The organism is Serratia liquefaciens (assembly GCF_027594825.1).
GTDB lineage: Bacteria > Pseudomonadota > Gammaproteobacteria > Enterobacterales > Enterobacteriaceae > Serratia > Serratia liquefaciens_A.
Window position 1 is genome coordinate 5,078,841 of the sequence record NZ_CP088930.1, and the last position, 24,087, is coordinate 5,102,927.

Annotated in this window: 20 protein-coding genes; 12 read left to right on the forward strand and 8 right to left on the reverse strand. The window is 57.4% G+C overall.

The annotated features are described in order from the left end of the window. Positions 1 to 16: 16 nt before the first annotated feature. The 3 genes from LQ945_RS23540 to kdsA all read left to right on the forward strand — a co-directional run bounded on the left by LQ945_RS23540 (position 17) and on the right by kdsA (position 2,149). The gene (locus LQ945_RS23540) at positions 17 to 415 is read left to right on the forward strand and encodes a SirB2 family protein (protein ID WP_046373829.1); all 399 of its coding nucleotides are present in this window, start codon (positions 17 to 19) and stop codon (positions 413 to 415) included. After that, on the forward strand, positions 412 to 1,221 hold the full coding sequence (gene sirB1, locus LQ945_RS23545; RefSeq protein ID WP_044549970.1) for an invasion regulator SirB1: 810 nt from the start codon (positions 412 to 414) through the stop codon (positions 1,219 to 1,221). The genes LQ945_RS23540 and sirB1 overlap by 4 nt, the downstream gene beginning before the upstream one ends. Before the next feature lie 73 nt (positions 1,222 to 1,294). Continuing rightward, positions 1,295 to 2,149, forward strand: coding sequence for a 3-deoxy-8-phosphooctulonate synthase (gene kdsA, locus LQ945_RS23550; protein WP_270101867.1), 855 nt, complete (start codon positions 1,295 to 1,297; stop codon positions 2,147 to 2,149). A gap of 84 nt (positions 2,150 to 2,233) precedes the next feature. On the opposite strand, the gene dauA is transcribed toward kdsA, so the two are convergent. Together dauA and LQ945_RS23560 are read right to left on the reverse strand one after the other, a co-directional pair. Then, positions 2,234 to 3,922 (reverse strand): C4-dicarboxylic acid transporter DauA, encoded by a 1,689-nt coding sequence (dauA, locus tag LQ945_RS23555; protein WP_270101868.1) that lies wholly within the window; start codon positions 3,920 to 3,922, stop codon positions 2,234 to 2,236. Positions 3,923 to 4,152: 230 nt separating this feature from the next. Then, positions 4,153 to 4,638: a heme-degrading domain-containing protein gene (locus LQ945_RS23560; RefSeq protein WP_044549973.1), complete on the reverse strand. Its 486-nt coding sequence runs from the start codon at positions 4,636 to 4,638 to the stop codon at positions 4,153 to 4,155. Between the two features lie 198 nt (positions 4,639 to 4,836). On the opposite strand from LQ945_RS23560, the gene LQ945_RS23565 reads away from it, so the two are divergent. Next, positions 4,837 to 5,937, forward strand: a complete 1,101-nt coding sequence (locus tag LQ945_RS23565) for a GGDEF domain-containing protein (RefSeq protein ID WP_270101869.1) — start codon at positions 4,837 to 4,839, stop codon at positions 5,935 to 5,937. A gap of 33 nt (positions 5,938 to 5,970) precedes the next feature. Here LQ945_RS23565 and mfd read toward each other — a convergent pair whose 3' ends face one another. Both mfd and LQ945_RS23575 read right to left on the reverse strand, forming a co-directional pair. After that, a complete protein-coding gene (mfd, locus tag LQ945_RS23570) occupies positions 5,971 to 9,450 on the reverse strand; it encodes a transcription-repair coupling factor (RefSeq protein ID WP_270101870.1) in 3,480 nt (1,159 codons plus the stop codon). 258 nt (positions 9,451 to 9,708) lie between these two features. After that, entirely contained in the window at positions 9,709 to 10,692 is a 984-nt protein-coding gene (locus LQ945_RS23575) for a threo-3-hydroxy-L-aspartate ammonia-lyase (protein ID WP_270101871.1), read from the reverse strand. An 85-nt stretch (positions 10,693 to 10,777) separates the two neighbouring features. Here LQ945_RS23575 and LQ945_RS23580 point away from each other — a divergent pair, with 85 nt between their 5' ends. The 8 genes from LQ945_RS23580 to LQ945_RS23615 all read left to right on the forward strand — a co-directional run bounded on the left by LQ945_RS23580 (position 10,778) and on the right by LQ945_RS23615 (position 19,081). Then, complete coding sequence (locus LQ945_RS23580) at positions 10,778 to 11,419, forward strand: helix-turn-helix transcriptional regulator (RefSeq protein WP_149572950.1); 642 nt, start codon at positions 10,778 to 10,780, stop codon at positions 11,417 to 11,419. Positions 11,420 to 11,536: 117 nt separating this feature from the next. Beyond that, complete coding sequence (gene lolC / locus LQ945_RS23585) at positions 11,537 to 12,739, forward strand: lipoprotein-releasing ABC transporter permease subunit LolC (RefSeq protein ID WP_044549980.1); 1,203 nt, start codon at positions 11,537 to 11,539, stop codon at positions 12,737 to 12,739. Further along, positions 12,732 to 13,436, forward strand: coding sequence for a lipoprotein-releasing ABC transporter ATP-binding protein LolD (lolD, locus tag LQ945_RS23590; protein WP_020826458.1), 705 nt, complete (start codon positions 12,732 to 12,734; stop codon positions 13,434 to 13,436). The genes lolC and lolD overlap by 8 nt, the downstream gene beginning before the upstream one ends. After that, a complete protein-coding gene (gene lolE / locus LQ945_RS23595; RefSeq protein WP_044549982.1) occupies positions 13,436 to 14,683 on the forward strand; it encodes a lipoprotein-releasing ABC transporter permease subunit LolE in 1,248 nt (415 codons plus the stop codon). The genes lolD and lolE overlap by 1 nt, the downstream gene beginning before the upstream one ends. Before the next feature lie 54 nt (positions 14,684 to 14,737). Beyond that, on the forward strand, positions 14,738 to 15,658 hold the full coding sequence (nagK, locus tag LQ945_RS23600; protein WP_122078692.1) for an N-acetylglucosamine kinase: 921 nt from the start codon (positions 14,738 to 14,740) through the stop codon (positions 15,656 to 15,658). Positions 15,659 to 15,669: 11 nt separating this feature from the next. Further along, positions 15,670 to 16,506 carry a Sir2 family NAD+-dependent deacetylase gene (cobB, locus tag LQ945_RS23605; RefSeq protein WP_046373822.1) on the forward strand — a complete coding sequence of 279 codons (837 nt, stop codon included), beginning with the start codon at positions 15,670 to 15,672 and terminating at the stop codon, positions 16,504 to 16,506. A gap of 167 nt (positions 16,507 to 16,673) precedes the next feature. Beyond that, a complete protein-coding gene (gene pepT / locus LQ945_RS23610) occupies positions 16,674 to 17,903 on the forward strand; it encodes a peptidase T (RefSeq protein ID WP_044552875.1) in 1,230 nt (409 codons plus the stop codon). A gap of 86 nt (positions 17,904 to 17,989) precedes the next feature. Beyond that, complete coding sequence (locus LQ945_RS23615; protein ID WP_270101872.1) at positions 17,990 to 19,081, forward strand: malate/lactate/ureidoglycolate dehydrogenase; 1,092 nt, start codon at positions 17,990 to 17,992, stop codon at positions 19,079 to 19,081. A 50-nt stretch (positions 19,082 to 19,131) separates the two neighbouring features. Here the strand turns inward: LQ945_RS23615 and LQ945_RS23620 are convergent, their stop codons facing one another. The 4 genes from LQ945_RS23620 to LQ945_RS23635 all read right to left on the reverse strand — a co-directional run bounded on the left by LQ945_RS23620 (position 19,132) and on the right by LQ945_RS23635 (position 24,071). Then, positions 19,132 to 20,253, reverse strand: a complete 1,122-nt coding sequence (locus LQ945_RS23620) for a cupin domain-containing protein (protein WP_044549995.1) — start codon at positions 20,251 to 20,253, stop codon at positions 19,132 to 19,134. An 84-nt stretch (positions 20,254 to 20,337) separates the two neighbouring features. After that, on the reverse strand, positions 20,338 to 21,795 hold the full coding sequence (gene phoQ, locus LQ945_RS23625) for a two-component system sensor histidine kinase PhoQ (protein ID WP_044552877.1): 1,458 nt from the start codon (positions 21,793 to 21,795) through the stop codon (positions 20,338 to 20,340). A 5-nt stretch (positions 21,796 to 21,800) separates the two neighbouring features. Beyond that, positions 21,801 to 22,472 carry a two-component system response regulator PhoP gene (gene phoP / locus LQ945_RS23630; RefSeq protein ID WP_020826469.1) on the reverse strand — a complete coding sequence of 224 codons (672 nt, stop codon included), beginning with the start codon at positions 22,470 to 22,472 and terminating at the stop codon, positions 21,801 to 21,803. Between the two features lie 318 nt (positions 22,473 to 22,790). Next, positions 22,791 to 24,071, reverse strand: a complete 1,281-nt coding sequence (locus LQ945_RS23635; protein ID WP_270101874.1) for a c-type cytochrome — start codon at positions 24,069 to 24,071, stop codon at positions 22,791 to 22,793. Positions 24,072 to 24,087: the final 16 nt, after the last annotated feature.

Here is a 24,087-nt window from a genome sequence, read left to right on the forward strand (position 1 = left end):
AATAAAAGGAAGCAATATGGCAGTCTACTCGGCGTTAAAACATCTGCATTTGTTGACGGTCACCATCAGTATTGTCTTGTTTGTATTGCGTTTCTTCTGGAAATGGCGCAATTCGGCTATGATGAACAAGCGTTGGGTGAAGATAACCCCGCATATAAATGATACGGTGTTGTTCGTCAGCGGCATCGCGCTGGTCGTGATGTTCAAGTTATATCCGTTGCTGGGTATGGACTCGTGGCTGACCGAGAAGCTGTTTGGCGTTATTATCTATATCCTGCTTGGCTACGTCGCATTGGGCAAGAAGACTAAAAACCAGAACCTGCGCACACTGGCGTTTGTGTTGGCCTTGGGCTGTTTGTACCTGATAATTAAACTTGCCACGACGAAAATACCCTTTCTGATGGGATACTTATGAGTAGTATTGCTGATTTTGAATTTAACACCTCGCTGCTGAGCGAGGGCGTGATCCTGGTATCGCAGTCCGTGCGGCGTGATTTCCCCGCCGCCGAGGTTGAACGTAAGCTGCAACAGCTGGTTGACGACGCGCGTGCGGCCGTGCCGCAGGATCTCAGCCAGGAACAGCAACTGGACGCACTCATTGAATTGTTCTTCAAAACCTGGGGTTTTGGCGGCGCCAGCGGCGTATATCGCCTGTCCGACGCTATTTGGCTCGACAAGGTGCTGGAAGGTCGTCAGGGCACGCCGGTTTCGCTCGGCACCATTTTCCTGCATATCGCCGCTCATCTGGATTTACCGCTGCTGCCGGTTATTTTCCCAACTCAACTGATCCTGCGGGCAGACTGGCTGGATGAAGAAATGTGGTTGATCAATCCCTTGAACGGCGAGACGCTGAACGAACACCAGCTGGAAGTGTGGATCAAGGGTAACCTGGGTCTGGGCGCCGAGTTGGAAGACGACGATCTCGATGAGTCAGAAAACGTCATGGTGGTGCGTAAGATGTTGGATACGCTGAAAGCCGCCCTGATGGAAGAAAAACAGATGGAAATGGCGCTGCGCGCCAGCGAAACGGTGTTGTGCTTCGATCCGGAAGACCCTTACGAAATCCGTGACCGTGGGCTGATTTACGCCCAGTTGGAATGCAACCATATCGCGATTTCCGATCTTAACTATTTTGTCGAACAGTGTCCTGAGGATCCGGTCAGCGAAGTGATCAAGGTACAGATCCACTCGATTGAACCGAAACAGGTCACGCTGCATTAATTCATTTACTATGCCCCGAAAGCGACAGGCCAAGGCTTGAGGCACGACGGGTAACTTCAATAAAGGCGAAAGCATGAAACAGAAAGTGGTTAGCATTGGTGACATCGACGTAGCGAACGACCTGCCGTTTGTGCTGTTTGGCGGTATGAACGTGCTGGAATCGCGCGATCTGGCGATGCGCATCTGTGAACACTACGTCACCGTGACGCAAAAACTGGGCATCCCTTACGTTTTCAAAGCCTCTTTTGATAAAGCCAACCGTTCTTCTATCCACTCCTACCGTGGTCCAGGCCTGGACGAGGGGATGAAAATCTTCGAAGAAATCAAAAAAACCTTCGGCGTGAAAATCATCACCGACGTTCACGAAGCATCACAGGCCCAGCCGGTGTCCGAAGTGGTTGACGTGATCCAACTGCCGGCATTCCTGGCGCGTCAGACCGATCTGGTGGAAGCGATGGCGAAAACCGGTGCGGTGATCAACGTCAAAAAGCCACAGTTCGTCAGCCCGGGCCAAATGGGCAATATCGTCGACAAGTTCAAGGAAGGCGGTAACGATCAGGTGATCCTGTGCGATCGCGGCAGCAACTTTGGTTACGATAACCTGGTGGTAGACATGCTGGGCATCAACGTCATGAAAAACGTGACGGGCGGCCATCCGGTGATCTTTGACGTGACCCATGCTCTGCAGACTCGCGATCCCTTTGGCGCAGCCTCTGGCGGCCGTCGTGCGCAGGTTGCCGAACTGGCGCGTGCCGGTATGGCGGTTGGTCTGGCTGGCCTGTTCATTGAAGCGCACCCGGAGCCAAACAGCGCCAAATGCGACGGCCCGTCCGCGCTGCCGCTGGACAAGCTGGAGCCGTTCCTGGTGCAGATGAAAGCCATCGACGATCTGGTGAAGAGCTTCCCGGAGCTGGATACCAGCAACTAAACATTTTCACAGCTGTTATTTGTAGGGGCGCAGCATGCTGCGCCCGCTATGGTTTAAAGCCCGATTCGTCGGGCTTTTTGTTTTTCAGGCATCCAGCGCCGTCAGGGCTTCAGGCAGCGTCGCGTAGAAATGCAGTTTCCCCTCAATCGGCTGTATTCGTGCCCTTGCCAGCGTTTTCAACGGCTGGAAAGGCATGTCGGTGATGGCCAACTGCTTGCCGGCCGGCAGGGCTTCGATAAAGCGTTGCAAGGCATCCAACCCCCCGGCATCCAGCACCGGTACCGCATCCCACTGCAATACGATCACGTCATAACTTTCGCTGCGCACCAGCAGTTCGTTAAAAATGCGCTCGGCGGCGGCGAAGAACAGCGGACCATTCACCCGCAGCACCAATCGGCCGTTGTCGGCACTCAGTTCGCTCAGGCGTGTCATGCGTGCAATGCGGCGCATAAACAGCAACGAGGCCAGGACAATGCCTACGGTAATGGCGATCACCATATCGAACAGCACCGTCAGCGACATGCACAGCAGCATCACCAGAATGTCGTCTTTCGGCGCTCGCCGCAGCAGATAAACCACCTTGTGCGCTTCGCTCATATTCCAGGCCACCATCAGCAGCAGCGACGCCATGGCTGCCAGCGGCAGCCAGGACAGCCACGGCGCCAGCACCAGCAGCGCCAACAGCACCAGCAAGGCATGAATGATGGCGGAGACCGGCGAAGTGGCTCCGGCACGAACGTTGGCGGCAGAGCGTGCAATGGCCGCGGTGGCCGTAATGCCGCCGAAGAAAGGCGCAATGATATTGCCCGCGCCCTGGCCGATAAGTTCGGTATTGGAGTTGTGCTTCTTGCCGGTCATCCCGTCAAGCACCACCGCGCACAACAGGGATTCTATCGCCCCTAGCATCGCCATGGAGAAGGCGGCCGGCAGCAGGGCGGACAGCGTTTGCCAGCTCAGCACCATGGGCTTGCCGTCACCGGCCGGTAAATCCCACGGCAGCATCAGCTGCGGCAGTATCGGCGGAATGCCTTGCCCCTGAGAGCCATCGGCCAGCAGGTAGCTGAAGCGTGAACCAATGGTCGCGACCGGATGGTCAAACAGCGCCAGAATGCCCATCACCGCCGTCCCTGCCAGCAGCGCGGGCAAATGGCCCGGCACCCGCAGGCCGAGCTTAGGCCAGAATATCAGGATCAGCAGCGTGACGGCGCCAATCAGCGTATCGCCGAAGTCCAGCGTCGGCAGCGCCTGCAGCAGGGCGTAAACCTTGCCCACATAGTGTTCCGGCACCGCCGTCATTTGCAGGCCAAAGAAATCTTTCACCTGCATGGTGGCAATGGTGATGGCGATACCGGAGGTAAAGCCCAGCGTCACCGACAGGGGAATGTACTCAATCAAGCGGCCGAAACGCGCCAATCCCATAAGGACTAAGAACAGCCCGGAAAGCAGGGTGGCGATCAGCAGGCCCGAAAGGCCGAACTGCTGCGAAACCGGATAGAGGATCACCACAAACGCGGCGGTAGGGCCGGAGACGCTGTAGCGCGAGCCGCCGCTGATGGCGATGACAATCCCGGCAACCGCTGAGGTGTACAGCCCATATTGAGGGGGGACGCCACTGGCAATCGCCAGCGCCATCGCCAGCGGGATGGCGATAATGCCGACGGTAACGCCGGCGATGGCGTCTTTTAGCAGGCGTTGCAGGGAATAAGGATCTCGCCAACAGGCATCAATCAGCGCGCTGAACGGCCGAATGCCGTTAATTTCATGCGTTTTCATCTAAGGTGTAAACCAAGTCTATAAAAGAGAACGGAATGGCGGGCCGGATGCGGTCCGTCTCGAATAGCTGATAGACACCATACGCCTGTTGCTGCGGCGATTCCTAGATATACATCAATGCACTTTGGAAAATCAGACTTATACTCTTTCAGGAATTGGATAAATGACAAGGTACAGTCAGGCCGCGGGTCAGGCGGCCTGCGCAGAAAGAATAGGCCAGGTTATACCCCTTAGTGAACCGCCGGTAAGGATAGTCCGAGAAAGTGCGCCAGGGTGCCGACCAACAGATTGTGATCTTCCAACTGGGGTGAGCCGGAAATGCTGATGGTGCCGATGCAGCCCACGCCACCAAGGTTGATCGGGAAGGCACCGCCGTGTGCCGAGTAGTCGCGGACGCTCAGGCCGTATCGTTCTTCCAGGGAGGATTGCCGTTGCTGCAGTCGCAGGCCAATGGCGTAAGAGCTCTTGTGGAAATGGTTAACCACATTACGTTTGCGTCGTACCCAGTCGGCAATATCGGGCGTAGCTCCCGGCATGGCGTAGTAAAACAGCGTCTGCCCCGCGAGCTGGATCTCAATGGCGATAGACAAACGGCGCTGTTCGGCCGCGGACCTCAACGCAGAGCCCAACTCCCAGGCGGTGTTATGGTCGAAATGGCTGAAGGTCAACGCGGCTTCCTGTTCGCTCAGCGCGTGCAAATCATCATCGATATTCATGGTTGTCCCCCTTGGTTGGTCGCAACAGATTATCCTGAACAGAATTTATGGGATAGATACCTTGGAAATAACATAGAACTGCTAATCTATTATAAATCTGAGTAATAATATGTACGTGCCGGAATGGATGAGACAGGGACCGACTCTCAAAATTCGTTGCCAACCCCCTGTAGATTCCGTGGAGCATACTGAATATTTATGACTTACGTTGCGTCAATTCCTGCCCTCTACAGCGACGCGTGCATTGTCTACGCCACACTGTCGGTCAGCTATTTCGCCCTTAGCAAGAACGCTCCCTTTTCCTATCAATCCGAACTGTGGAAACTCCTGGTTTTTGGTTTACTGGCCGGTGTGGCCGTGCTTTACCTAAATCAGGACCGGTTGGAGCTGAATGACAACGTGCATTTCAGTTTTGCCATGATCCCGATGATATTGGTGACTTTCTATGGCGGTGCCGTCAGTGGATTGGCGTGCTACCTGATGTCGCTGTCGTTAACTGGTGGTATCACCGTCGACAATCTGTTTATCGGTTCAATCATAGTGCCGTTGCTGCTTTCGCGCGTTTGGTTGAGAAAATCGAATCGGGTGTTCTATCTGACCATCTGCATCATTGCGCTCTACCGCATCGCGGTGGTGGGTTTTCTGGCGGATATGCGGGCGCTGTGGATAGATGTGCTGCTGTATCAGGGGGTATCAGCGCTGTGTCTGGCCATTTGCTACCACGCGTTAAATTTTAAAGAGCGCCATATCCACGCCTACTTCGCGATGCGCGATAAGGCCAACACGGACAGCCTGACCCATATCAATAATCGCGCCAGCGTCGACTACAGGCTGATGCTGCAGCAGGCGGAGCGTCGCCCCTGCGGGCTGATGATCCTCGATCTGGACGATTTCAAACATATCAACGACACCTACGGCCATTTGGCGGGCGATCTGCTGCTGGCCCGCGTCGGGCAACTGTTGCAAAGCAGCGTGCGCAGTGAGGATTTCGTCGGCCGCTATGGCGGTGAGGAATTTATCGTGATCACCGCCAGCTACGACCCGACGGTGATTGGCGGTGTCGCGGAACGTATCCACCGCAGCGTGGAGACGACGGTATTTCTGCTGGATGAGGATGTCGAGGCGCGCATCACCGTTTCTGTCGGCGCGTCGCTGTATCTGCCCGGAATGGCGCTGGGCAAGGCGATCGAGGTGACGGATGAAGCGTTGTATGAAGCCAAGCGCGGGGGAAAAAACCAGGTGGTTTGCAGCCGGCTGATGCAGTACTCCCCTTTGGGGGCCGGTTTTCGACACGAATAACCCCCCCAGACAGATTCCGGAGGGGGCTAAGCGTCAGGCTGCCAGCGTATGTTCGCGGAACGCGGTCAGCAGTTCCTCGGTAAACTTCAGGCGTTTTTGGCGATCGGTCAGGTCCAGCATAAACTTCAGCTTGGTTGGCCCATCCAGGCGATAGATTTGCGGGTTGCTTTGCAGCAGGCCAATCAAATAGCCTGGATCGACCCGATTCTTCTCTCCAAACTCGATAAAACCGCCGCGCTCATTGCCTTCGATGCGTTTGATCCCCAGCTTCTGAGCATGTTGGCGCAGCGCCGCACTTTGCAGCAGGTTGCGCGCCGCATCCGGCAGCAGGCCGAAACGGTCGATCAGCTCCACCTTCAACTCTTCCAGCTCGGCGTCGTTTTTTGCGCTGGCGATGCGCTTGTAGAACGACAGGCGCGTGTTGACGTCCGGGATATAGTCATCCGGCAGCAGGGCAGGCATGCGCAGCTCCACTTCGGTCTGGTTGCTGGTGAGATCTTCCAGCGAAGGTTCGCGCCCGTGTTTGAGTGCATCCACCGCGCTTTCCAACAGTTCCATGTACAGCGAAAAGCCGACGGTAGTCATCTGGCCGCTCTGATCTTCACCCAGCAGCTCGCCCGCGCCGCGGATTTCCAGATCGTGGGTGGCCAGGGCAAAGCCGGCGCCCAGGTCTTCCAGTGACGCGATGGCCTCCAGACGTTTATGCGCGTCGGTGCTCATGGACTTCGGATTCGGCGTCAGCAAATAAGCATAGGCCTGATGGTGAGAACGCCCGACGCGACCGCGTAACTGGTGCAATTGCGCCAGCCCGAAACGATCGGCACGTTCGATGATAATGGTATTGGCGCTGGGAATATCGATACCGGTTTCGATAATGGTGGTACAGACCAGTACGTTAAAGCGCTGGTGATGGAAATCGTTCATCACCCGCTCCAAATCACGTTCGCGCATCTGGCCGTGACCAATGGCGATGCGTGCTTCCGGTACCAGTTCAGCCAGCTTCTGGGCCGCCTTCTCGATATTTTCCACGTCGTTATACAGATAATAAACCTGACCGCCGCGCAGTACTTCACGCAGGATCGCCTCGCGTACCACCAGGCTGTCGTACTCGCGCACGAAGGTCTTCACCGCCAAACGGCGCGCCGGTGGGGTGGCGATAATCGACAGGTCACGCATGCCGCTCATCGCCATATTCAACGTACGCGGGATTGGCGTTGCGGTGAGCGTCAGGATATCTACATCGGCGCGCATCGCCTTGATGCGCTCTTTGTGGCGAACGCCGAAGCGGTGTTCCTCATCGACGATCAGCAGCCCCAAATCTTTCCAGCGCAGATCGCTCTGCAACAGTTTGTGGGTCCCTATGATGATGTCTACCTTACCGTCCACGGCGTCATCCATCACCTGTTGCTGCTCTTTGGCGCTGCGGAAACGCGACATCATCTCGATGCGGATCGGCCAGGTGGCGAAGCGGTCGCGGAAGTTGTCGAAATGCTGCTGCGCCAGCAGGGTGGTTGGCACCAACACCGCCACCTGCTTGCCGTTTTCTACCGCCAGGAAGGCGGCGCGCATTGCCACTTCGGTTTTGCCGAAGCCGACGTCGCCACAGACCAGACGATCCATGGCCAGGGGCTGGCACATGTCGCTCAGCACGGCGTTGATTGCCTGCTCCTGATCCGGGGTGGTTTCAAACGGGAAACTTTGGCAGAACAGCTGATACTGCTCACGGTTATGTTTAAAGGCGAAGCCGGTTTTGGCCGCGCGTTGGGCATAAATATCCAGCAGTTCCGCCGCCACGTCTCGTACCCGCTCTGCGGCTTTTTGCCGTGCGCGCGTCCAGGCGTCACCGCCCAACTTGTGCAGCGGGGCGTTTTCGTCCGCACCGCCGGCGTAGCGGCTGATCAGATGCAATGAAGAGACCGGCACGTAGAGTTTGTCTTCGCCGGCGTAGGCCAGGATCAGGTATTCGGCCTTGATGCCGCCGGCTTCCAGCGTGGTCAGGCCAACGTAACGCCCGACGCCGTGCTCCAGGTGCACCACCGGCTGGCCAGGGTGCAGTTCTGCCAGGTTGCGGATCAGCACATCGGTATTAATGGTGCGCCGGTTGTCCTGCCGACGGCGGCTGACGCGCTCGCCGAGCAGATCGCTTTCGCAGATCAGCGCCCGGTTGCGCATGCCGTCGAGGAAGCCGCGTTCTGAGGCGCCGACCATCATGTAGCGACCGGCCGGCTCGGCCTGATCGAGATGCTGGATCAAGGCGGTGCCGAGCTTGATGCGGCCGAGCAAATCCTGCAGCGTTTCACGGCGGCCTTCGCTTTCCACCGAGAAAATGATGCTGCCGTCGAAGCTTTCAGTAAAACGGCGCAGGTTGTCCAGCGGGGCTTTCTGCTGGGCTTGCACCGCCAGATCGGGCAGGGGGCGATAATCCAGATTGGTGTTGCCGGCTTTGGCGGGCAGCTCTTCGGTTTTCAGCGCCATGCGCGGCCAGGCTTTCAGCTCGCTAAACAGCTCGTCAACCCGTAGCCACAGGCTTGGCGGCGCCAGCAGTGGGCGCATAGGATCGACCCGGCGGCTCTCGTAGCGTTGGTTAACGTCCAGCCAGAAACGATCGGCTGCGCTCTCCAGATTGCCGGTATTGACGATCAGCGTGTTCTCCGGCAGGTAGCTGAACAGCGACGGCAGCGGTTGGCTGAAGAACAGCGGTTGCCAGTATTCGATACCGGCCGGCCAGGTGCCTTTACTGACCTGCTGATAGATATGTTCGGCGTCGCGGCGCACCTCGAACTGCTCACGCCATTGGCTGCGGAACAGTTCGATGGCGTTTTTGTCGGTCGGGAATTCATGGGCCGGCAGCAGGTTGATGGCTTCGACTTCATTCAGCGTCCGCTGGTTGTCGACATCAAAGGTGCGCAGGCTGTCGATTTCATCGTCGAAGAAATCGATACGGTAGGGCTCTTCACTGCCCATGGGGAACAGGTCGAGCAGCGCGCCGCGGGTGGCGAACTCACCGTGTTCCATCACCTGATCGACGCTGCGGTAGCCGGCCTGTTCCAGTTGGGCGCGAAGTTTGTCGCGTGACAGGCGCTGGCCTTTTTTCATCACCAGCGCGTGGCCGTGCAGGAACTCGTGCGGGCAAACGCGCTGCATTAAGGTATTGACCGGCAGAATGATTACGCCACGGGCCATGGTCGGCAGATGGTACAGGCTCGACAGGCGGGCAGAGATGATTTCCTGATGCGGCGAGAAGCTGTCGTAAGGCAGGGTCTCCCAGTCGGACAGCGTGGTCACCATCTGATCGGTAAACTGCTGAATTTCGTCGCGCAGCCGCAGGGCATTTTGCATGTCCGGGGCGATCAGCATCACCGGCCCGTTATGACGTTCGACGATCTCGGCGCACTCCACGGCGCAGGCCGAACCGGTCAGCTGCCCCAACTGGCGCAAATCGCCCGCGCGTTCAGGCAGGGAATAACGGGAGGATGACGATGAAGAACGGTTAGGGTTATCGGAGGTGCTCATTAAGGTATCTTTAATCAATGTGTTAAATTTCGCCCGGCACAGATTACAACGCGCCTTTACCCGGTAATACTAGCCCACTGGGCCATAAACTGACATAGGTAAAAGCGCGATACCCGTCGTCTTTCAAGCGGCGGCGTTCAAATTTACTCCCGGCAGACAGGCCATTCCACTGACGACAGGGGGCGAATAAATTCGCCCGATTAATGCAGGCACAGCTTGCTGATCCCCTTTAACTCAGGGACGAACGTTCCGGCGGCGTTATTCCTGCGCCCCCATGGCAAGATAGTCGGCGATTTTATCAACGTCGACGTTGCCGCCGCTGACGATAATCCCGACTTTTTTACCCCGCAGATCGAGCAGCGAATTCATCGCCGCCGCCGCGGCCAGGCAGCCCGTGGGCTCGACCACCAATTTCATCCGTTCCATAAAGAAACGCATCTGTCGGCACAGCTGATGGTCGCTGACCGTTAAAATATCTTCTACATACTGTTGAATGATCGGAAACGTCAGCGCGCCCACCTGCTGCGTTTGCGCACCGTCGGCGATGGTTTTTGGCACCGGGATCTGTACCGGCTGGCCGCTACGAAACGCCAGCTGCACGTCGTTACCTGCCTGTGGTTCTACGCCGAAAACGCGGCAACCGGGCGACCAGTGATGTGCCGCTACTGCGCTGCCTGCCAGCAAACCACCGCCGCCAGTGCACACCAACAAGACGTCCAGCGGCCCGACTTCCTCAATCAACTCTTTGGTAGCGGTGCCTTGGCCGGCGATCACCTGCGGGTAATCATAAGGCGGTACTACCGTCAGGCCCTGTTCGGCTGCCAGCCGTTGAGTTATGGCAGCACGGTCTTCACTGTGCCGCTGATAGATCACGACGTTGGCGCCGTAGCCACGCGTTGCTGCCAGTTTGGCGGCCGGTGCGTCGTGCGGCATCACTATGGTCACCTTGACCCCCAGTTCCCGTGCCGCCAATGCCATTGCCTGCGCATGGTTGCCGGAAGAGAAGGCAATCACGCCAGCCTGGCGCTGCGCCGGGCTCAATTGAGCAATAGAATTGTACGCGCCACGAAACTTGAAGGCGCCTACACGCTGGAAGTTTTCGCACTTGAAGAACAGCTGCGCCCCGGCGATGTTGTCGGCCTGCTGCGAGGTCATGACCGGTGTGCGCAGGGCATGTCCTGCCAGAATTTCGGCGGCGGTAGAGATATTGGCGGCGGTGATGCAGTGGGGCGTTGAACTCATGGCGACCTCGTCTGGTGAAAGGTTGATTGATTACCCGATTATTTTAATTTACTCTTTGTAAAGTTATTGTCAAACGGTTAAGTTTATGAGCGATCTCAGGCAGGAAAATGCGCTGCTGCTGCGCGAAGCGGAAAAAATTGTTCAGGCACTGGGCGCGATGTTTGCGCCCAGCTGTGAAGTGGTATTGCACGATCTGACGCAACCGAATCATGCCATCGTCAGCATCGCCAATAACCTGTCGAACCGCAGTATCGGCGATGCCGCCAGCGAAATGGGGCTTGAGCGTATTGCCTCGCCGGAATTTCCGGACGTGGTGCAAAACTATGCCAATGCGTTCCCGGATGGGCGTCCGGCCAAGAGCACCTCCATTGGTCTGCGCAACAGCCAAGGGGTCTACGTGGCGGCAATCTGCCTTAACCTGGACGTTTCAATCTTCAACAGCGTCAACGCCATCCTGCAACAACTGACCGCGGTGGTGCAGAGCACGCCGCAGGCGGCGGATGAAGGGGCTCGCTCACTGTCCGACATTGCTTCAGTGATCAACAACTTTGCCGCTTCGCATGCCACTGCACCGCGCGCGCTTACGTCTGAGCAGCGTGTTCAGGTGATCCAGCAGCTAAAGCAGCAGGGCTATCTGCAACTGCGGGGGGCAGCCACCATGGCGGCGGAGGCGCTGGGGATTTCCCGGGTGTCGGTTTACAACCTGTTAAAGCGCGATGCCGGGTGACGTGCTGCCGCTGGCACGATCGACGGAATAAAAGGCGTCAGGGTGGTTCCCTAAACGGGGTATAGCCTTTATTATCCTTGATCACTTTGCTTAAGCTACGGCAACAAAACGGATTTCATGTATCAACCTGTCGCGTTATTCATTGGCCTGCGCTACATGCGCGGGCGGGCATCAGACCGCTTCGGACGGTTTGTTTCCTGGCTTTCCACCATCGGCATTACGCTGGGGGTGATGGCGTTGGTCACCGTGTTGTCGGTGATGAACGGTTTTGAAAAGGATCTGGAAAACAACATTCTCGGCCTGATGCCGCAGGCGTTGATCACCAGCCCACAGGGCTCGATCAACCCTCAGCAGATCCCGGCATCGGCGGTACAAAGCCTGCAGGGCGTTAGCCGCGTAGCGCCACTGACCACCGGTGACGTAGTGCTGCAAAGCGCTCGCAGCGTGGCGGTCGGCGTGATGTTGGGGGTCAATCCGGATGAAGCCGATCCTTTGACGCCGTTCCTGGTCAACGTCAAGCAGCAGCTGTTGCAGCCGGGCCAGTACAACATCATTATCGGTGAGCAGTTGGCCGGACAACTCGGCGTTAAACGCGGCGATCCGCTGCGTGTGATGGTGCCCAGCGCCAGCCAGTTCACGCCGATGGGCCGCATCCCTATTCAACGCCTGTTTACCGTGGTCGGCACTTTCCATGCCAACAGCGAAGTGGATGGCACCCAGATGCTGGTCAATCAGCAGGATGCCTCACGTCTGCTACGCTACCCGGCGGGCAATATCACCGGATGGCGCCTGTTCCTGCAGCAGCCGCTGACGGTCGATACTCTCAGCCAACAGAAGTTGCCGCAGGGCACCGAGTGGAAAGACTGGCGCGAGCGCAAGGGCGAGCTGTTCCAGGCGGTGCGTATGGAGAAAAACATGATGGGGCTGTTGCTTAGCCTGATTGTGGCCGTCGCGGCCTTTAACATCATCACTTCACTCGGCCTACTGGTGATGGAGAAGCAGGGCGAAGTTGCCATTCTGCAGACCCAGGGCCTGACGCGTCGACAGATCATGTCGGTGTTTATGGTGCAAGGCGCCAGCGCCGGCATTATCGGCTCGCTGCTCGGTACGCTGCTGGGCGTGTTGCTGGCCAGCAACCTGAATAACCTGATGCCGATCCTCGGCGCATTGATTGACGGCGCATCGCTGCCGGTGGCGGTGGATCCGCTGCAGGTGACGATTATCGCCGTAGCGGCGATGGCGGTGTCTCTGTTGTCCACGCTTTACCCTTCATGGCGCGCTGCCGCCGTACAACCCGCTGAGGCTTTACGTTATGAGTAACCATCTTTTGTTGCAGTGCGACAACCTGTGCAAGACCTATCAGGAAGGCAACCTGCATACCGACGTACTGCGCAATGTCAGCTTTGCCATGCAGCCGGGCGAGATGATGGCGATTGTCGGCAGCTCGGGTTCCGGTAAAAGTACCTTGCTGCATCTGCTGGGTGGGCTGGATTCACCGACCTCCGGCGAGGTGATTTACAAAGGGCAGTCTCTGAATACCCTGTCATCGGCAGCCAAGGCCGAGCTGCGCAACCGCCAGTTGGGCTTTATCTACCAGTTCCATCATTTGTTACCGGACTTTACCGCGCTGGAAAACGCCGCGATGCCTTTGCTGATCGGCGGGATGAAACCGGCGCAGGCGCAGGAAAAGGCGCTGGAAATGCTGACGGCGGTCGGGCTGGCAAAACGCAGCAAGCACCGGCCCTCAGAACTCTCCGGCGGTGAGCGTCAGCGCGTGGCGATTGCCCGTGCGCTGGTCAATAACCCGTCACTGGTTTTGGCGGACGAACCTACCGGTAACCTCGATAAACGCACCGCTGACAGCATTTTCGATCTGCTCGGCGAATTGAACGTGCGCCAGGGCACCGCGTTTCTGGTGGTCACTCATGACTTGCAGTTGGCCAAGCGCCTTAGCCGCCAGTTGGAAATGGCCGATGGCCATCTGCAGGCCCAGTTGACCCTGTTGGGGGCTGAGTAATGGCGGGAGCGTCACTTTCCTTTCTGACGGCCCTGCGTTTCAGCCGTGGGCGCAAGCGCGGCGGCATGGTGTCGCTGATCTCGGTGATTTCCACCATCGGGATTGCGCTGGGCGTGGCGGTGCTGATCGTCGGCCTGAGCGCCATGAACGGCTTTGAGCGCGAACTGAAAAACCGTATTTTGGCGGTGGTGCCGCACGGTGAAATCGAGCCGGTGAAACAGCCGTTCAAAGACTGGTCGTCCATTCTGCAACGGGTGGAGAAAGTGCCCGGCATTTTGGCTGCCGCACCCTACATCAACTTTACTGGCCTGATGGAAAACGGCGCTCAGCTGCGGGCGGTCGGAGTGAAAGGGGTCGATCCGCAACAGGAAAATCAGCTTAGCGCTCTGCCCAAGTACGTGCAGGGTGACGCCTGGGCCAATTTCAAAAGCGGTGAGCAACAGGTGATCCTCGGCAAGGGCGTCGCCGACGCTTTAGGCGTCAAGCAGGGCAGCTATGTGACGGTGATGATCCCCAACAGCGACCCGCAGATGAAGCTGTTGCAACCGAAGCGCATTCGTTTACACGTCACCGGGATTTTGCAGCTTAGCGGTCAGCTCGATCACAGTCTGGCGATGGTGCCACTGGCCGATGCCCAACAGTATCTGGACATGGGTGACAGCGTGACCGGCATCGCCATCAAGGTCAACGACGTGTTTGCCGCCAACAAGCTGGTGCGCGACGCCGGTGAAGTCACCAATTCCTATGTGTATATCAAGAGTTGGATCGGCACCTACGGCTATATGTATCGCGATATCCAGATGATCCGCGCGATTATGTATTTGGCGATGGTGCTGGTGATCGGCGTGGCCTGTTTTAACATTGTCTCCACGCTGGTGATGGCGGTGAAGGACAAGAGTGGTGATATCGCCGTACTGCGCACCTTGGGGGCCAAAGACGGCTTTATCCGCGCCATATTTATCTGGTACGGCCTGCTGGCCGGGCTGGTGGGGAGCCTTAGCGGCGTGGTGGTCGGGGTTATCGCCTCACTGCAACTGACCAACATCATCAAAGGGTTGGAAAAGCTGATGGGGCATTCTTTCCTGTCGGGCGATATCTACTTCATTGACTTCCTGCCTTCCGAGCTGCACTGGCTGGACGTGGTGATTGTACTGGTGACCGCGCTGGTGCTCAGCCTGTTGGCCAGCTGGTATCCGGCCAGGCGTGCCAGCCGTATCGATCCGGCACGAGTGTTGAGCGGACAATAATGAAAATCAGGGGAGGCAGAGATGCCGCCCCTTTTTTTAGCCTGAGGGTGGGTTATGTACTACGGTTTCGATATGGGTGGCACCAAGATTGAGCTGGGCGTGTTCGATGCGGATCTGCAGCGTATCTGGCAAAAAAGGGTGCCGACGCCACGTGAGGATTATCGGCAACTGCTCACGACGCTGCGCGATCTGACCTTTGAAGCGGATGCGTTTTGTGGCCAGAAAGGCATGGTAGGTATCGGTATTCCCGGCCTGCCCAATGACGATGACGGTACGGTTTTCACCGCCAACGTCCCGGCGGCGATGGGCCAGCGCTTGCCGCATGACCTGGCCGAGTTGATTGGCCGTGACGTACGAATCGATAACGACGCCAACTGCTTTGCGCTGTCGGAGGCCTGGGACGAGGAGTTTCGTCGCTACCCGACGGTGCTGGGCATTATTCTCGGCACCGGGGTAGGCGGTGGGCTAATCGTCGACGGCAAGGTGCTCTCCGGGCGTAACTATATCGCCGGTGAATTTGGTCATTTCCGTCTGCCGGTGGATGCGCTGGAGGTGCTGGGACGTGATATACCTCGCGTTCCTTGCGGGTGCGGTCATCAGGGTTGCATCGAAAATTACATTTCTGGCCGCGGTTTTGAGTGGATGTACGCCCACTTTTACCAGCAGCACTTGCCTGCGCAGCAGATCATTGCGCATTATCAGGCAGGTGAGCCGCAGGCGGTGGCTCATGTCGAACGTTTTATGGACGTCCTGGCGATATGCCTGGGCAATCTGCTGACCATAATCGATCCGCATCTGGTGGTGATTGGCGGCGGGTTGTCGAATTTTGATGCTATTTACCAGGCGTTACCGCAGCGTTTGCCGGCGCATGTGTTGCGTGTGGCCAAGCTGCCGCGAATTGAAAAAGCCCGTTACGGGGACGCCGGTGGCGTACGCGGAGCGGCGTTCCTCAATTTGGTTAACAGGGAAAAGTAAGGAGAGAGTTAATGCACACTCGTCATCGGCTGTGTCAGTTTCGCAAGAGTAAGCATGTGCTGCATCAGCGCTTTCGTTCGCGGATTTTTCATCGCGATACCATGGCGGCGGCCGAGCTGAAAAAGCCGTTTGTCGTAGTGTTGACCGGCGCCGGGATCTCGGCTGAGTCGGGTATTCGTACCTTCCGGGCGGCAGACGGGTTGTGGGAAGAGCATAGCGTGGAGGACGTCGCTACGCCGGAAGGTTATCAGCGCGATCCACAGCTGGTACAGGCGTTTTACAATGAACGCCGTCGTCAGCTGCAATCGCCGGACATAGCACCTAACGCTGCGCATCGTGCCCTGGCGGATCTGGAAGCCTGGTTGGGAGATAACTTCCTGCTGGTAACGCAAAATATCGATAACCTGCATGAGCGCGCAGGCAGCTCACGGGTGTTGCATATGCACGGTGAACTGTTGAAAGTACGCTGCACCAGTTCCGGGCAGGTCTTTGACTGGCCGGAAGACCTTAGCGTGGACGACCGCTGCCATTGTTGCCAATTCCCGGCCCCGTTGCGCCCACATGTGGTGTGGTTCGGCGAAATGCCGCTGGGCATGGATGAAATTTATCAGGCGCTGGCCAAGGCCGACTTCTTTGTCGCTATCGGCACCTCGGGCCACGTTTATCCGGCGGCGGGCTTTGTGCATGAAGCGCGGCTGGGTGGGGCGCATACCATGGAGCTCAACCTGGAGCCCAGCCAGGTGGAAAGTCAGTTTGATGAAAAACACTACGGCCAGGCCAGCGCGGTGGTACCACGTTTTGTGCACAAATTCCTGGTAGGGAAAGTTGAAAGGGCTGATAGGCCTTAAGCCCAGGTCAATGCGCTGTCTGACTCGGGTAACTGGCCGGCCGTTTGACGCCGGCCTTTCTTTAAGAATTAATGATTTCCGTTAAATCTGGGTAAAAATGACCTGTCTCAATATTTGATCTTGATCGGTTCCGCATAATGAAACGCGAAATTCTGAGGGCGGATACCATGGATAAACTACTTGATCGCTTTTTTAACTACGTCTCATTCGACACACAATCTAAAGCGAACGTCAAACATGTGCCGAGCACCGACGGGCAATTGAAGCTGGCGCGTGCGTTGCAGCAGGAAATGATTGAACTGGGGTTTGAACGGGTGTCGCTCAGTGAGCATGGCTGCGTGATGGGCACCTTGCCGGGGAACGTTACCTGGCCCGTGCCGGCGATAGGATTTATCGCCCACCTGGATACTTCACCGGATTTTACCGGCAAGCATGTGAACCCGCAGATCGTCGAAAATTACCGCGGTGGTGATATTGCCCTGGGCATTGGTGATGAAGTGCTGTCGCCAGTGATGTTCCCGATCCTGCACCAGATGTTGGGGCAGACGCTGATCACCACCGACGGCAAAACGCTGCTCGGTGCCGATGACAAGGCCGGTATCGCCGAAATCCTGACTGCCATGGTGCGGCTGCAACAGCGCAACATTCCACACGGCGATATCCGCGTAGCCTTTACGCCGGATGAAGAAGTGGGGAAAGGGGCGCGGTTGTTTGACGTGGCACAGTTCGATGCCGAATGGGCCTATACCGTGGACGGTGGCGGTGTGGGGGAGTTGGAGTGCGAAAACTTCAACGCAGCGTCGGTGACGGTGAAGATTGTCGGTAACAATGTGCACCCGGGCAGCGCTAAAGGGGTGATGGTGAATGCCTTGTCGTTGGCGACGCGCATTCAACAGGCGTTACCGGCGGATGAAACCCCGGAAACCACCTGCGGCTATCAGGGGTTCTACCACCTCAGCAGCTTTAAGGGCAGCGTCGAACGCGCCGAAATGCAGTATATCCTGCGTGATTTTGAACGTGAGGGCTTTGAAGCCCGTAAACGCCGGATGATAGAGGTCGCTCAGCAGGTGGGTAAAGGGCTACCGCGTGATTGCTATATCGAAGTCACGATTGAAGACAACTATTACAACATGCGTGAACAGGTGGCAGAGCACCCGCATGTGATTGCTTTGGCGCAGCAGGCAATGCGTGATTGCGATATCGAACCGATCATGAAGCCGATACGCGGCGGCACCGACGGCGCGCAGCTGTCGTTTCGCGGCTTGCCTTGCCCGAATCTGTTCACCGGCGGCTATAACTACCACTGCAAGCATGAGTTTGTTTCGCTGGAAGGGATGGAACAGGCGGTTTCGGTCATTATGCGCATTGCCGCGCTGACCGCCGAACGCGCCAAATAACCCCCGATAACATTTAGTATAATTGCTTGCCGTAACAATGATTTGCTCCTAGTGTAGGCTATATTTCCAGCACAAGGAGCCTTATCATGAGCAGTACCGAGCACCGTATCGATCGCCAGTGCCTTGAGCAGTTTGTGCAGGCTATTTGGCACCACGCCGGCAGTACCGAGCAGGAGGCCGCTCGGGTGGCGGATCACTTGGTTCAGGCTAATCTGGCCGGGCACGATTCTCACGGCGTAGGCATGATCCCCAGCTATATGTCGTCGCTGGCACAGGGGCATTTGCAGCTTAACGTTCATGCCAAAGTGGTGCGCGATGCCGGTGCGGTGCTGACGGTGGACGGGGGGCAGGGTTTTGGCCAGGTCGTCGCCTGTGAGGCGATGGAAAAAGGCATAGAGCGCGCCCGGCAGTTGGGGCTGGCTGCGGTGGCGCTGCACAATTCACACCACATTGGCCGCATTGGCCACTGGGCCGAGCAGTGTGCGCGTGCCGGTTTTATCTCTATTCATTTCGTCAACGTGGTGGGCGATCCCATGGTGGCACCGTTCGGCGGCAGCGACCGCCGTTTCGGCACCAACCCCTTCTGCGTCATTTTTCCCCGTAAGGACAAAAAGCCGCTGCTGCTGGATTTTGCCACCAGCGGCATCGCGTTTGGCAAAACCCGCGTCGCCTACAACAAAGGCCTGAATGTCGCGCCGGGTTATCTGATTGACCAACAGGGTCAGCCCACTACGCAACCCAAGGTGATGCACGAACAGCCGTTTGGCTCGTTGATGCCTTTCGGTGCCCATAAGGGTTACGCGTTGGCCACGTTATGCGAAATCCTCGGCGGTGCGTTGTCCGGTGGCCGCACCACTCATGCAGCGACGGTGAAATCCAACAGCGACGCCATTTTCAACTGCATGACCACCATCATTCTCAATCCGGAAGCCTTCGACGCGCCTGAGATGCAAAACGAGGCCGAGGCCTTTATCGATTGGGTGAAGGCTTCACCGCCAAGTGACGGCCAGCCGATTGAAGTACCGGGTGAGTGGGAAGACGCCAACCGTGAAGCGCGGTTGCGGCAGGGGATCCCGATAGACGCCAACACCTGGCAGCAGATTTGCGCGGCGGCAACTCAGGCGGGCATGTCGGATGCAGAACTGGAGGATTACCAGACCAGGGCGTTACGGGCATAAAAAAAGCCACCCGCCGATAAGCGGGTGGCTCTGGTCGTTCATTCTGAGCTTCAGTCTTTAAAGTACCAGTAACCGCTGTTGACCAACGAGGTCAGCAGCGCCAGGAACGAGGGATCTTCGATAGCGTCGCCCAACATGGCGGCATCCACGCTGAAATTCTGGCACATCGCATCGGCAGCCTGCTGATGTTCGGTATCCATCAGTTCACCGTTAGCAAAACACTGGTCGCCAATGCGCAGAACGCGCAGGCCACCCAGGCGCTGCAAAGGCTCGCCCTGCTGCAGCAGTTCGTAGATTTCTCCGGCCTGATAAGGCGGCTCCGGCGGCGCAGCATCCAGCTCATGACGTGTCTGGGAGATGAACTCGCCGAACCACTGCTGGAAGTGTTCAGGTTGCTGAACCAAATCCACCATCATCTGGCGCAGCGCATCGACTTCCTGCGGCAGCACTTCCGCCGGGTGCTCACGTAACTGAATATCCGGGTCGCCGTAGCGTTTGCTGCCCAGTTCGCGGGCCAGCACGTAGTCAGCAAAGCCACTGACCAGCTCGCGGCCGTTCGGGGCGCGGAAACCTACCGAATAGTTCAGCGCATTTTCCAGCGCGTAGCCTTCATGCGGGAAGCCCGGTGGGATATACAGAATATCGCCCGGTTCCATTTCTTCATCGATGATGGCGTCGAAAGGCTCAACCTGCAGCAGGTCCGGGTGCGGGCAGTGCTGTTTCATCGGCACTTTTTCGCCCACGCGCCAGCGACGGCGGCCGGTACCCTGAATGATAAAGACGTCATACTGATCGAGGTGCGGGCCAACGCCGCCACCCGGGACTGAGAAGGAAATCATCAGATCGTCCATCCGCCAGTCCGGCAGCTTACGGAAAGGTAGCATCAGCGCACTGGAAGGTTCATGCCAGTGATCCACGGCCTGCACCAGCAGCGACCAGTTGTTTTCGCTCAGGTGATCAAAGCTCTCGAAAGGGCCGTGCGCAACCTGCCAACGACCGTCCTGGTGGCTGACCAGACGGCTGTCCACTTCGTTCTCCATCGCCAGCCCGGCCAGCTCATCCGGGGAGATCGGATCGATAAAGTTTTTGAAGCCGCGCTTCAGAATAACCGGACGCTTTTGCCAATAGCGTTGCAAAAAGTCGTTCCAGTCCAGATCTAATTGATAATCCATGTTCTATTCCAGGATAGAGGAGTGAGCCTGAGAGCGATTATAACGGAAGTTTGGCCCCGTGGATCGGGGCCAGAGCGACAGAATTTACTCGTGATGATGGGAATCGTGCTGACGGGCGAAAGTGACCTGCATGCGAGCGCCGCCAAGCGGACTGTCGCTGATGGTGATGGAGCCGTCGTACTGTTCGATAATCTCCGCCGCCACCGACAATCCCAATCCCTGACCAGGGCGCAGCGTGTCTACCCGCTGGCCGCGTTGGAAGATCAATTCACGCTTGCTTTCCGGGATCCCGGGGCCGTCGTCATCGATGACGATAGTAAGGTATTTATCGGAGTGGAGGGAGGTGATTTCAACGAACTCCAGGCAGTATTTACAGGCATTTTCCAGTACGTTGCCCATCACTTCCATAAAGTCGTTTTTCTCCCCCATAAAGGTCACTTCCGGTGAAATATCCAGCGTGATCACCACGCCTTTGCGTTGATATACCTTGTTCAGCGCCACGTTCAGGCTGTCGAGCAGCGCCGGAACCGAGTGGATCTCGCGCGTCAGCACCGTTTGCCCCGAATTGATGCTGGCCCGATGCAGGTAGTAACCGATTTGCTGAGAAATACGACTGATCTGATCGAGCATGATCGGTTCGACTTCCTCGATGGTGGTCTGCTTGCCGGTACGCAATGAACGTAGCGTAGTTTGCAGCACCGCCAGTGGCGTTTTCAGACTGTGGGTTAGGTCGGAAAGCGTGGTGCGGTATTTGGTGTAACGTTGACGCTCGTTACGCACCAGAATATTCAGGTTGCGCACCAGCCCTCGCAGCTCGCTGGGCGGGTTTTCGTCGAGTTGTTCGCGTTCGCCATTTTCCAACTCACCAACCTGACTCACCAGCGCCTTGATGGGGCGCAGACTCCAGTAGGCCGCCAGCCACAGCAACGGGACCACCAACAGCAGGTTGGCCAGCAACACGTAGCTGAACCATTCCCATACCACGTCGGAGCGCTGTAATTCCTGTGGAATGGTGTCGACCACCACGATGCTCAAAGCCGGCAGCCGCGCGGTGGCCGCGTAGGTGTTGACCGCCACGGAGTGGGTCAGGGCATTCTGATCGTTATCGTCATAGTCTTTGAGCTGATCCTGTGCCTTGGGGTTATTGCCCAGCACTTCGCTACTGATGCGGGTATCGGTATCAATTTCGTAGAAGCCAGACTCTTCCAGCCACTCTTTATTGATGCGCTTTTCCAGCTCCGGTACCTGGCGCTGGCTCCACAGCAGCTTGCCCTTATCGTCGTAAATAAACACCAGGGTAGGGAAGTTGAGATCGATATCGGGCGGAATGGCGATGGTAAGCTTGTTGTCTTTCCATTGGGCCAGGCTGAAGAACAGATTGCTCTCACCGCGCAGCAGGCGGAAGGCGGTTTTGTCGAAGCTGACAATATAACCGACCACCGCCACCAGACCATAAGACAGGGATAACGCCAGGATCACCCCGGCGGTGGCCATCAAAAAGCGGGCGCGCAGCGAAAACGGTTTTTTACCCTTGTTGAACATGGCGTTCATTTCGCATCAAAACGATAGCCCTGACCACGAACCGTGGTGATCACTTCCTGTGGGTATTCGGCCTGCAACTTTTTACGCAAACGCCCCATCAGTACGTCGATGGTGTGGCTTTCACGCAGTTCGGCATCCGGGTACAGCTGCAACATCAGCGAGTCTTTGCTGACCACCTTGCCGGCGTTGCGGATTAAGGTTTCGATGATGGTATATTCGAACGCGGTCAGTTTGATCTGCTGTTCGTTGACGCTCAGCTCGCGGCGCGAAAGGTCGATTTGGAACGGAGGCAATACGATCACCTGAGAGGCCAAGCCGCTGTTACGGCGCATCAGTGCCTGCATGCGGGCAATCACTTCTTCCAGATGGAATGGCTTGGTTACATAGTCGTCGGCACCGGCTTCCAGTACCGCCACTTTGTCCTGCCAGCTTTCACGTGCGGTCAGCACCAGGATTGGCAACTTCATTTGATGGGCGCGCCAGCGGCGGATCAGGCTCAGGCCGTCTTCACCCGGCAGGCCGAGATCGACAATGGCGATATCCGGCGCATGTTCCTGCAGGAAATAATCGGCTTCCTTGGCATCTTCCGCCGCATCAACCTGGTGACCCATTTCACGCATCTGGACGGAGAGGTGGTGACGTAATAAACCGTTATCTTCAACAACCAGTACTCGCATGGCGAACTCCTGTGGATCGGCGGGTGAACATCCTGTCACCCACGCAGTAAAGGTAACACGCTCAGCAGCGTGTGAGGGATAGCGTGCGTCAACCTTGGCCATCCGATCGTGATATTGACGTTATGGTAGGTATAACCGGCTTTTACCGCAAGGTACACGGCGCCTGGTGAGCATAAGCGCTATCGAAATTTTGTTCGCCGTTATTATCGGCAACATCAAATAAACGCAGGATAAACAATGCGGAGGCAAAGTTAAACCAAACTTAAACGGAAGCGGCTGCGAAACGGGTTCGGGGCCCGGCTGGCGGGCCCGCGAATGTTAATGACGGGGCGGTTTACTGGCGCTGTTTTTGCGGATTTCCTGCACCTCGGCGGCGGTGACCGGCGGCGCACGATTGCCCCAGCTGCTGCGGACGAAAGTCGCAAGTTGGGCAATTTGCTCGTCGTTCAACCGCCAGCCAAAGTCCGGCATGGTCAATCCGGTGGGGGCGCCGACGGTGATTGGCGTACGGGACCCGTTGAGAATAATGCTGATTAGCGAGGACGGGTCATCGCTTAACAGCGCCGGATTGTGCGCCAACTGGGGGAAGGTGTCGCGATAGCCTTGCCCGTCGCTGCGGTGGCAGGCGGCGCAGTTATCCAGGTAGGCTTGGGCGCCGGGGCGGCCGACATCGCCGTTTGCCAGCAGGGAAGCCGTTGCGCCGTTTTGCCGCAACGGCTTATCTTGATTATCCGCCCTTAACGATTGCAGATAGCCGGCGATGGCACGCAGGTCGGTATCGCTCAGGTATTGCGTGCTGTCCTGAACCACGTCCACCATCGAGCCGAAAGCGGCAAATCGGTTATTGTGACCGGTCTTCAGGAAGCGGGTGATGTCCTGCTCACTCCAGCTCCCCAAACCGCTTACCGTATCTGCTCGCAGGTTGGCAGCATGCCAGCCTTCCAGCGTACCGCCACTCAGATAGGCGGTGTCGCTTTGGTTGAGCGCCTTTTCCTGGAAGCCAATACCGCGCGGCGTATGGCAGGTTCCGCAGTGGCCCAGCCCCTGCACCAGATAGGCACCGCGGTTCCATTCGGCGCTTTGGGTGGCATCCGGCTGATAGGTGCCGTCCTCCCTGAACGCCAGATCCCACATTGCCAGCGGCCAGCGCATGTTCAGTGGCCAGGGAATATCGCTGTCTTTGTTCTGTTGAGCCACGGGCTGAACCTGATGGGTGAAATACAGGTACAAATCGCGCACATCCTCATCGCTGATTTTGGCAAAAGAGGGATAGGGCATCGCCGGGTAGAGTCGGGTGCCGTCGCGGGCGACACCTTTACGCAAAGCGTCGCTGAACTCCTGCAGGCTGTATTCGCCAATGCCGGTCTGTTGGTCCGGGGTGATGTTGGTGGAGTAGATGGCGCCCACCGGGGTGGTCATTTTCAGGCCGCCGGCAAAGGGCGCACCGCCAGGGGCCGTGTGGCAGGCGGCGCAGTCGCCGACGCGAGCCAGGTATTCCCCGTGCAGGAGCCGGGCGGCCAATTGCGGGTCGTCGGCCGCCTGTACCGTCGCGGTGCCCAGCATCAACAGCGCCAGCAGCGAGGGGGTAAATCCTTTCATGTGAAGCTCCTTATGC

Excerpts from the sequence above, each read along its gene's own strand:
- LQ945_RS23540 (WP_046373829.1), top strand. The coding sequence starts at position 17 with ATGGCAGTCTACTCGGCGTTAAAACATCTGCATTTGTTGACGGTCACC.
- sirB1 (WP_044549970.1), top strand. The coding sequence starts at position 412 with ATGAGTAGTATTGCTGATTTTGAATTTAACACCTCGCTGCTGAGCGAG.
- kdsA (WP_270101867.1), top strand. The coding sequence starts at position 1,295 with ATGAAACAGAAAGTGGTTAGCATTGGTGACATCGACGTAGCGAACGAC.
- dauA (WP_270101868.1), bottom strand. The coding sequence starts at position 3,922 with ATGAAAACGCATGAAATTAACGGCATTCGGCCGTTCAGCGCGCTGATT.
- LQ945_RS23560 (WP_044549973.1), bottom strand. The coding sequence starts at position 4,638 with ATGAATATCGATGATGATTTGCACGCGCTGAGCGAACAGGAAGCCGCG.
- LQ945_RS23565 (WP_270101869.1), top strand. The coding sequence starts at position 4,837 with ATGACTTACGTTGCGTCAATTCCTGCCCTCTACAGCGACGCGTGCATT.
- mfd (WP_270101870.1), bottom strand. The coding sequence starts at position 9,450 with ATGAGCACCTCCGATAACCCTAACCGTTCTTCATCGTCATCCTCCCGT.
- LQ945_RS23575 (WP_270101871.1), bottom strand. The coding sequence starts at position 10,692 with ATGAGTTCAACGCCCCACTGCATCACCGCCGCCAATATCTCTACCGCC.
- LQ945_RS23580 (WP_149572950.1), top strand. The coding sequence starts at position 10,778 with ATGAGCGATCTCAGGCAGGAAAATGCGCTGCTGCTGCGCGAAGCGGAA.
- lolC (WP_044549980.1), top strand. The coding sequence starts at position 11,537 with ATGTATCAACCTGTCGCGTTATTCATTGGCCTGCGCTACATGCGCGGG.
- lolD (WP_020826458.1), top strand. The coding sequence starts at position 12,732 with ATGAGTAACCATCTTTTGTTGCAGTGCGACAACCTGTGCAAGACCTAT.
- lolE (WP_044549982.1), top strand. The coding sequence starts at position 13,436 with ATGGCGGGAGCGTCACTTTCCTTTCTGACGGCCCTGCGTTTCAGCCGT.
- nagK (WP_122078692.1), top strand. The coding sequence starts at position 14,738 with ATGTACTACGGTTTCGATATGGGTGGCACCAAGATTGAGCTGGGCGTG.
- cobB (WP_046373822.1), top strand. The coding sequence starts at position 15,670 with ATGCACACTCGTCATCGGCTGTGTCAGTTTCGCAAGAGTAAGCATGTG.
- pepT (WP_044552875.1), top strand. The coding sequence starts at position 16,674 with ATGGATAAACTACTTGATCGCTTTTTTAACTACGTCTCATTCGACACA.
- LQ945_RS23615 (WP_270101872.1), top strand. The coding sequence starts at position 17,990 with ATGAGCAGTACCGAGCACCGTATCGATCGCCAGTGCCTTGAGCAGTTT.
- LQ945_RS23620 (WP_044549995.1), bottom strand. The coding sequence starts at position 20,253 with ATGGATTATCAATTAGATCTGGACTGGAACGACTTTTTGCAACGCTAT.
- phoQ (WP_044552877.1), bottom strand. The coding sequence starts at position 21,795 with ATGTTCAACAAGGGTAAAAAACCGTTTTCGCTGCGCGCCCGCTTTTTG.
- phoP (WP_020826469.1), bottom strand. The coding sequence starts at position 22,472 with ATGCGAGTACTGGTTGTTGAAGATAACGGTTTATTACGTCACCACCTC.
- LQ945_RS23635 (WP_270101874.1), bottom strand. The coding sequence starts at position 24,071 with ATGAAAGGATTTACCCCCTCGCTGCTGGCGCTGTTGATGCTGGGCACC.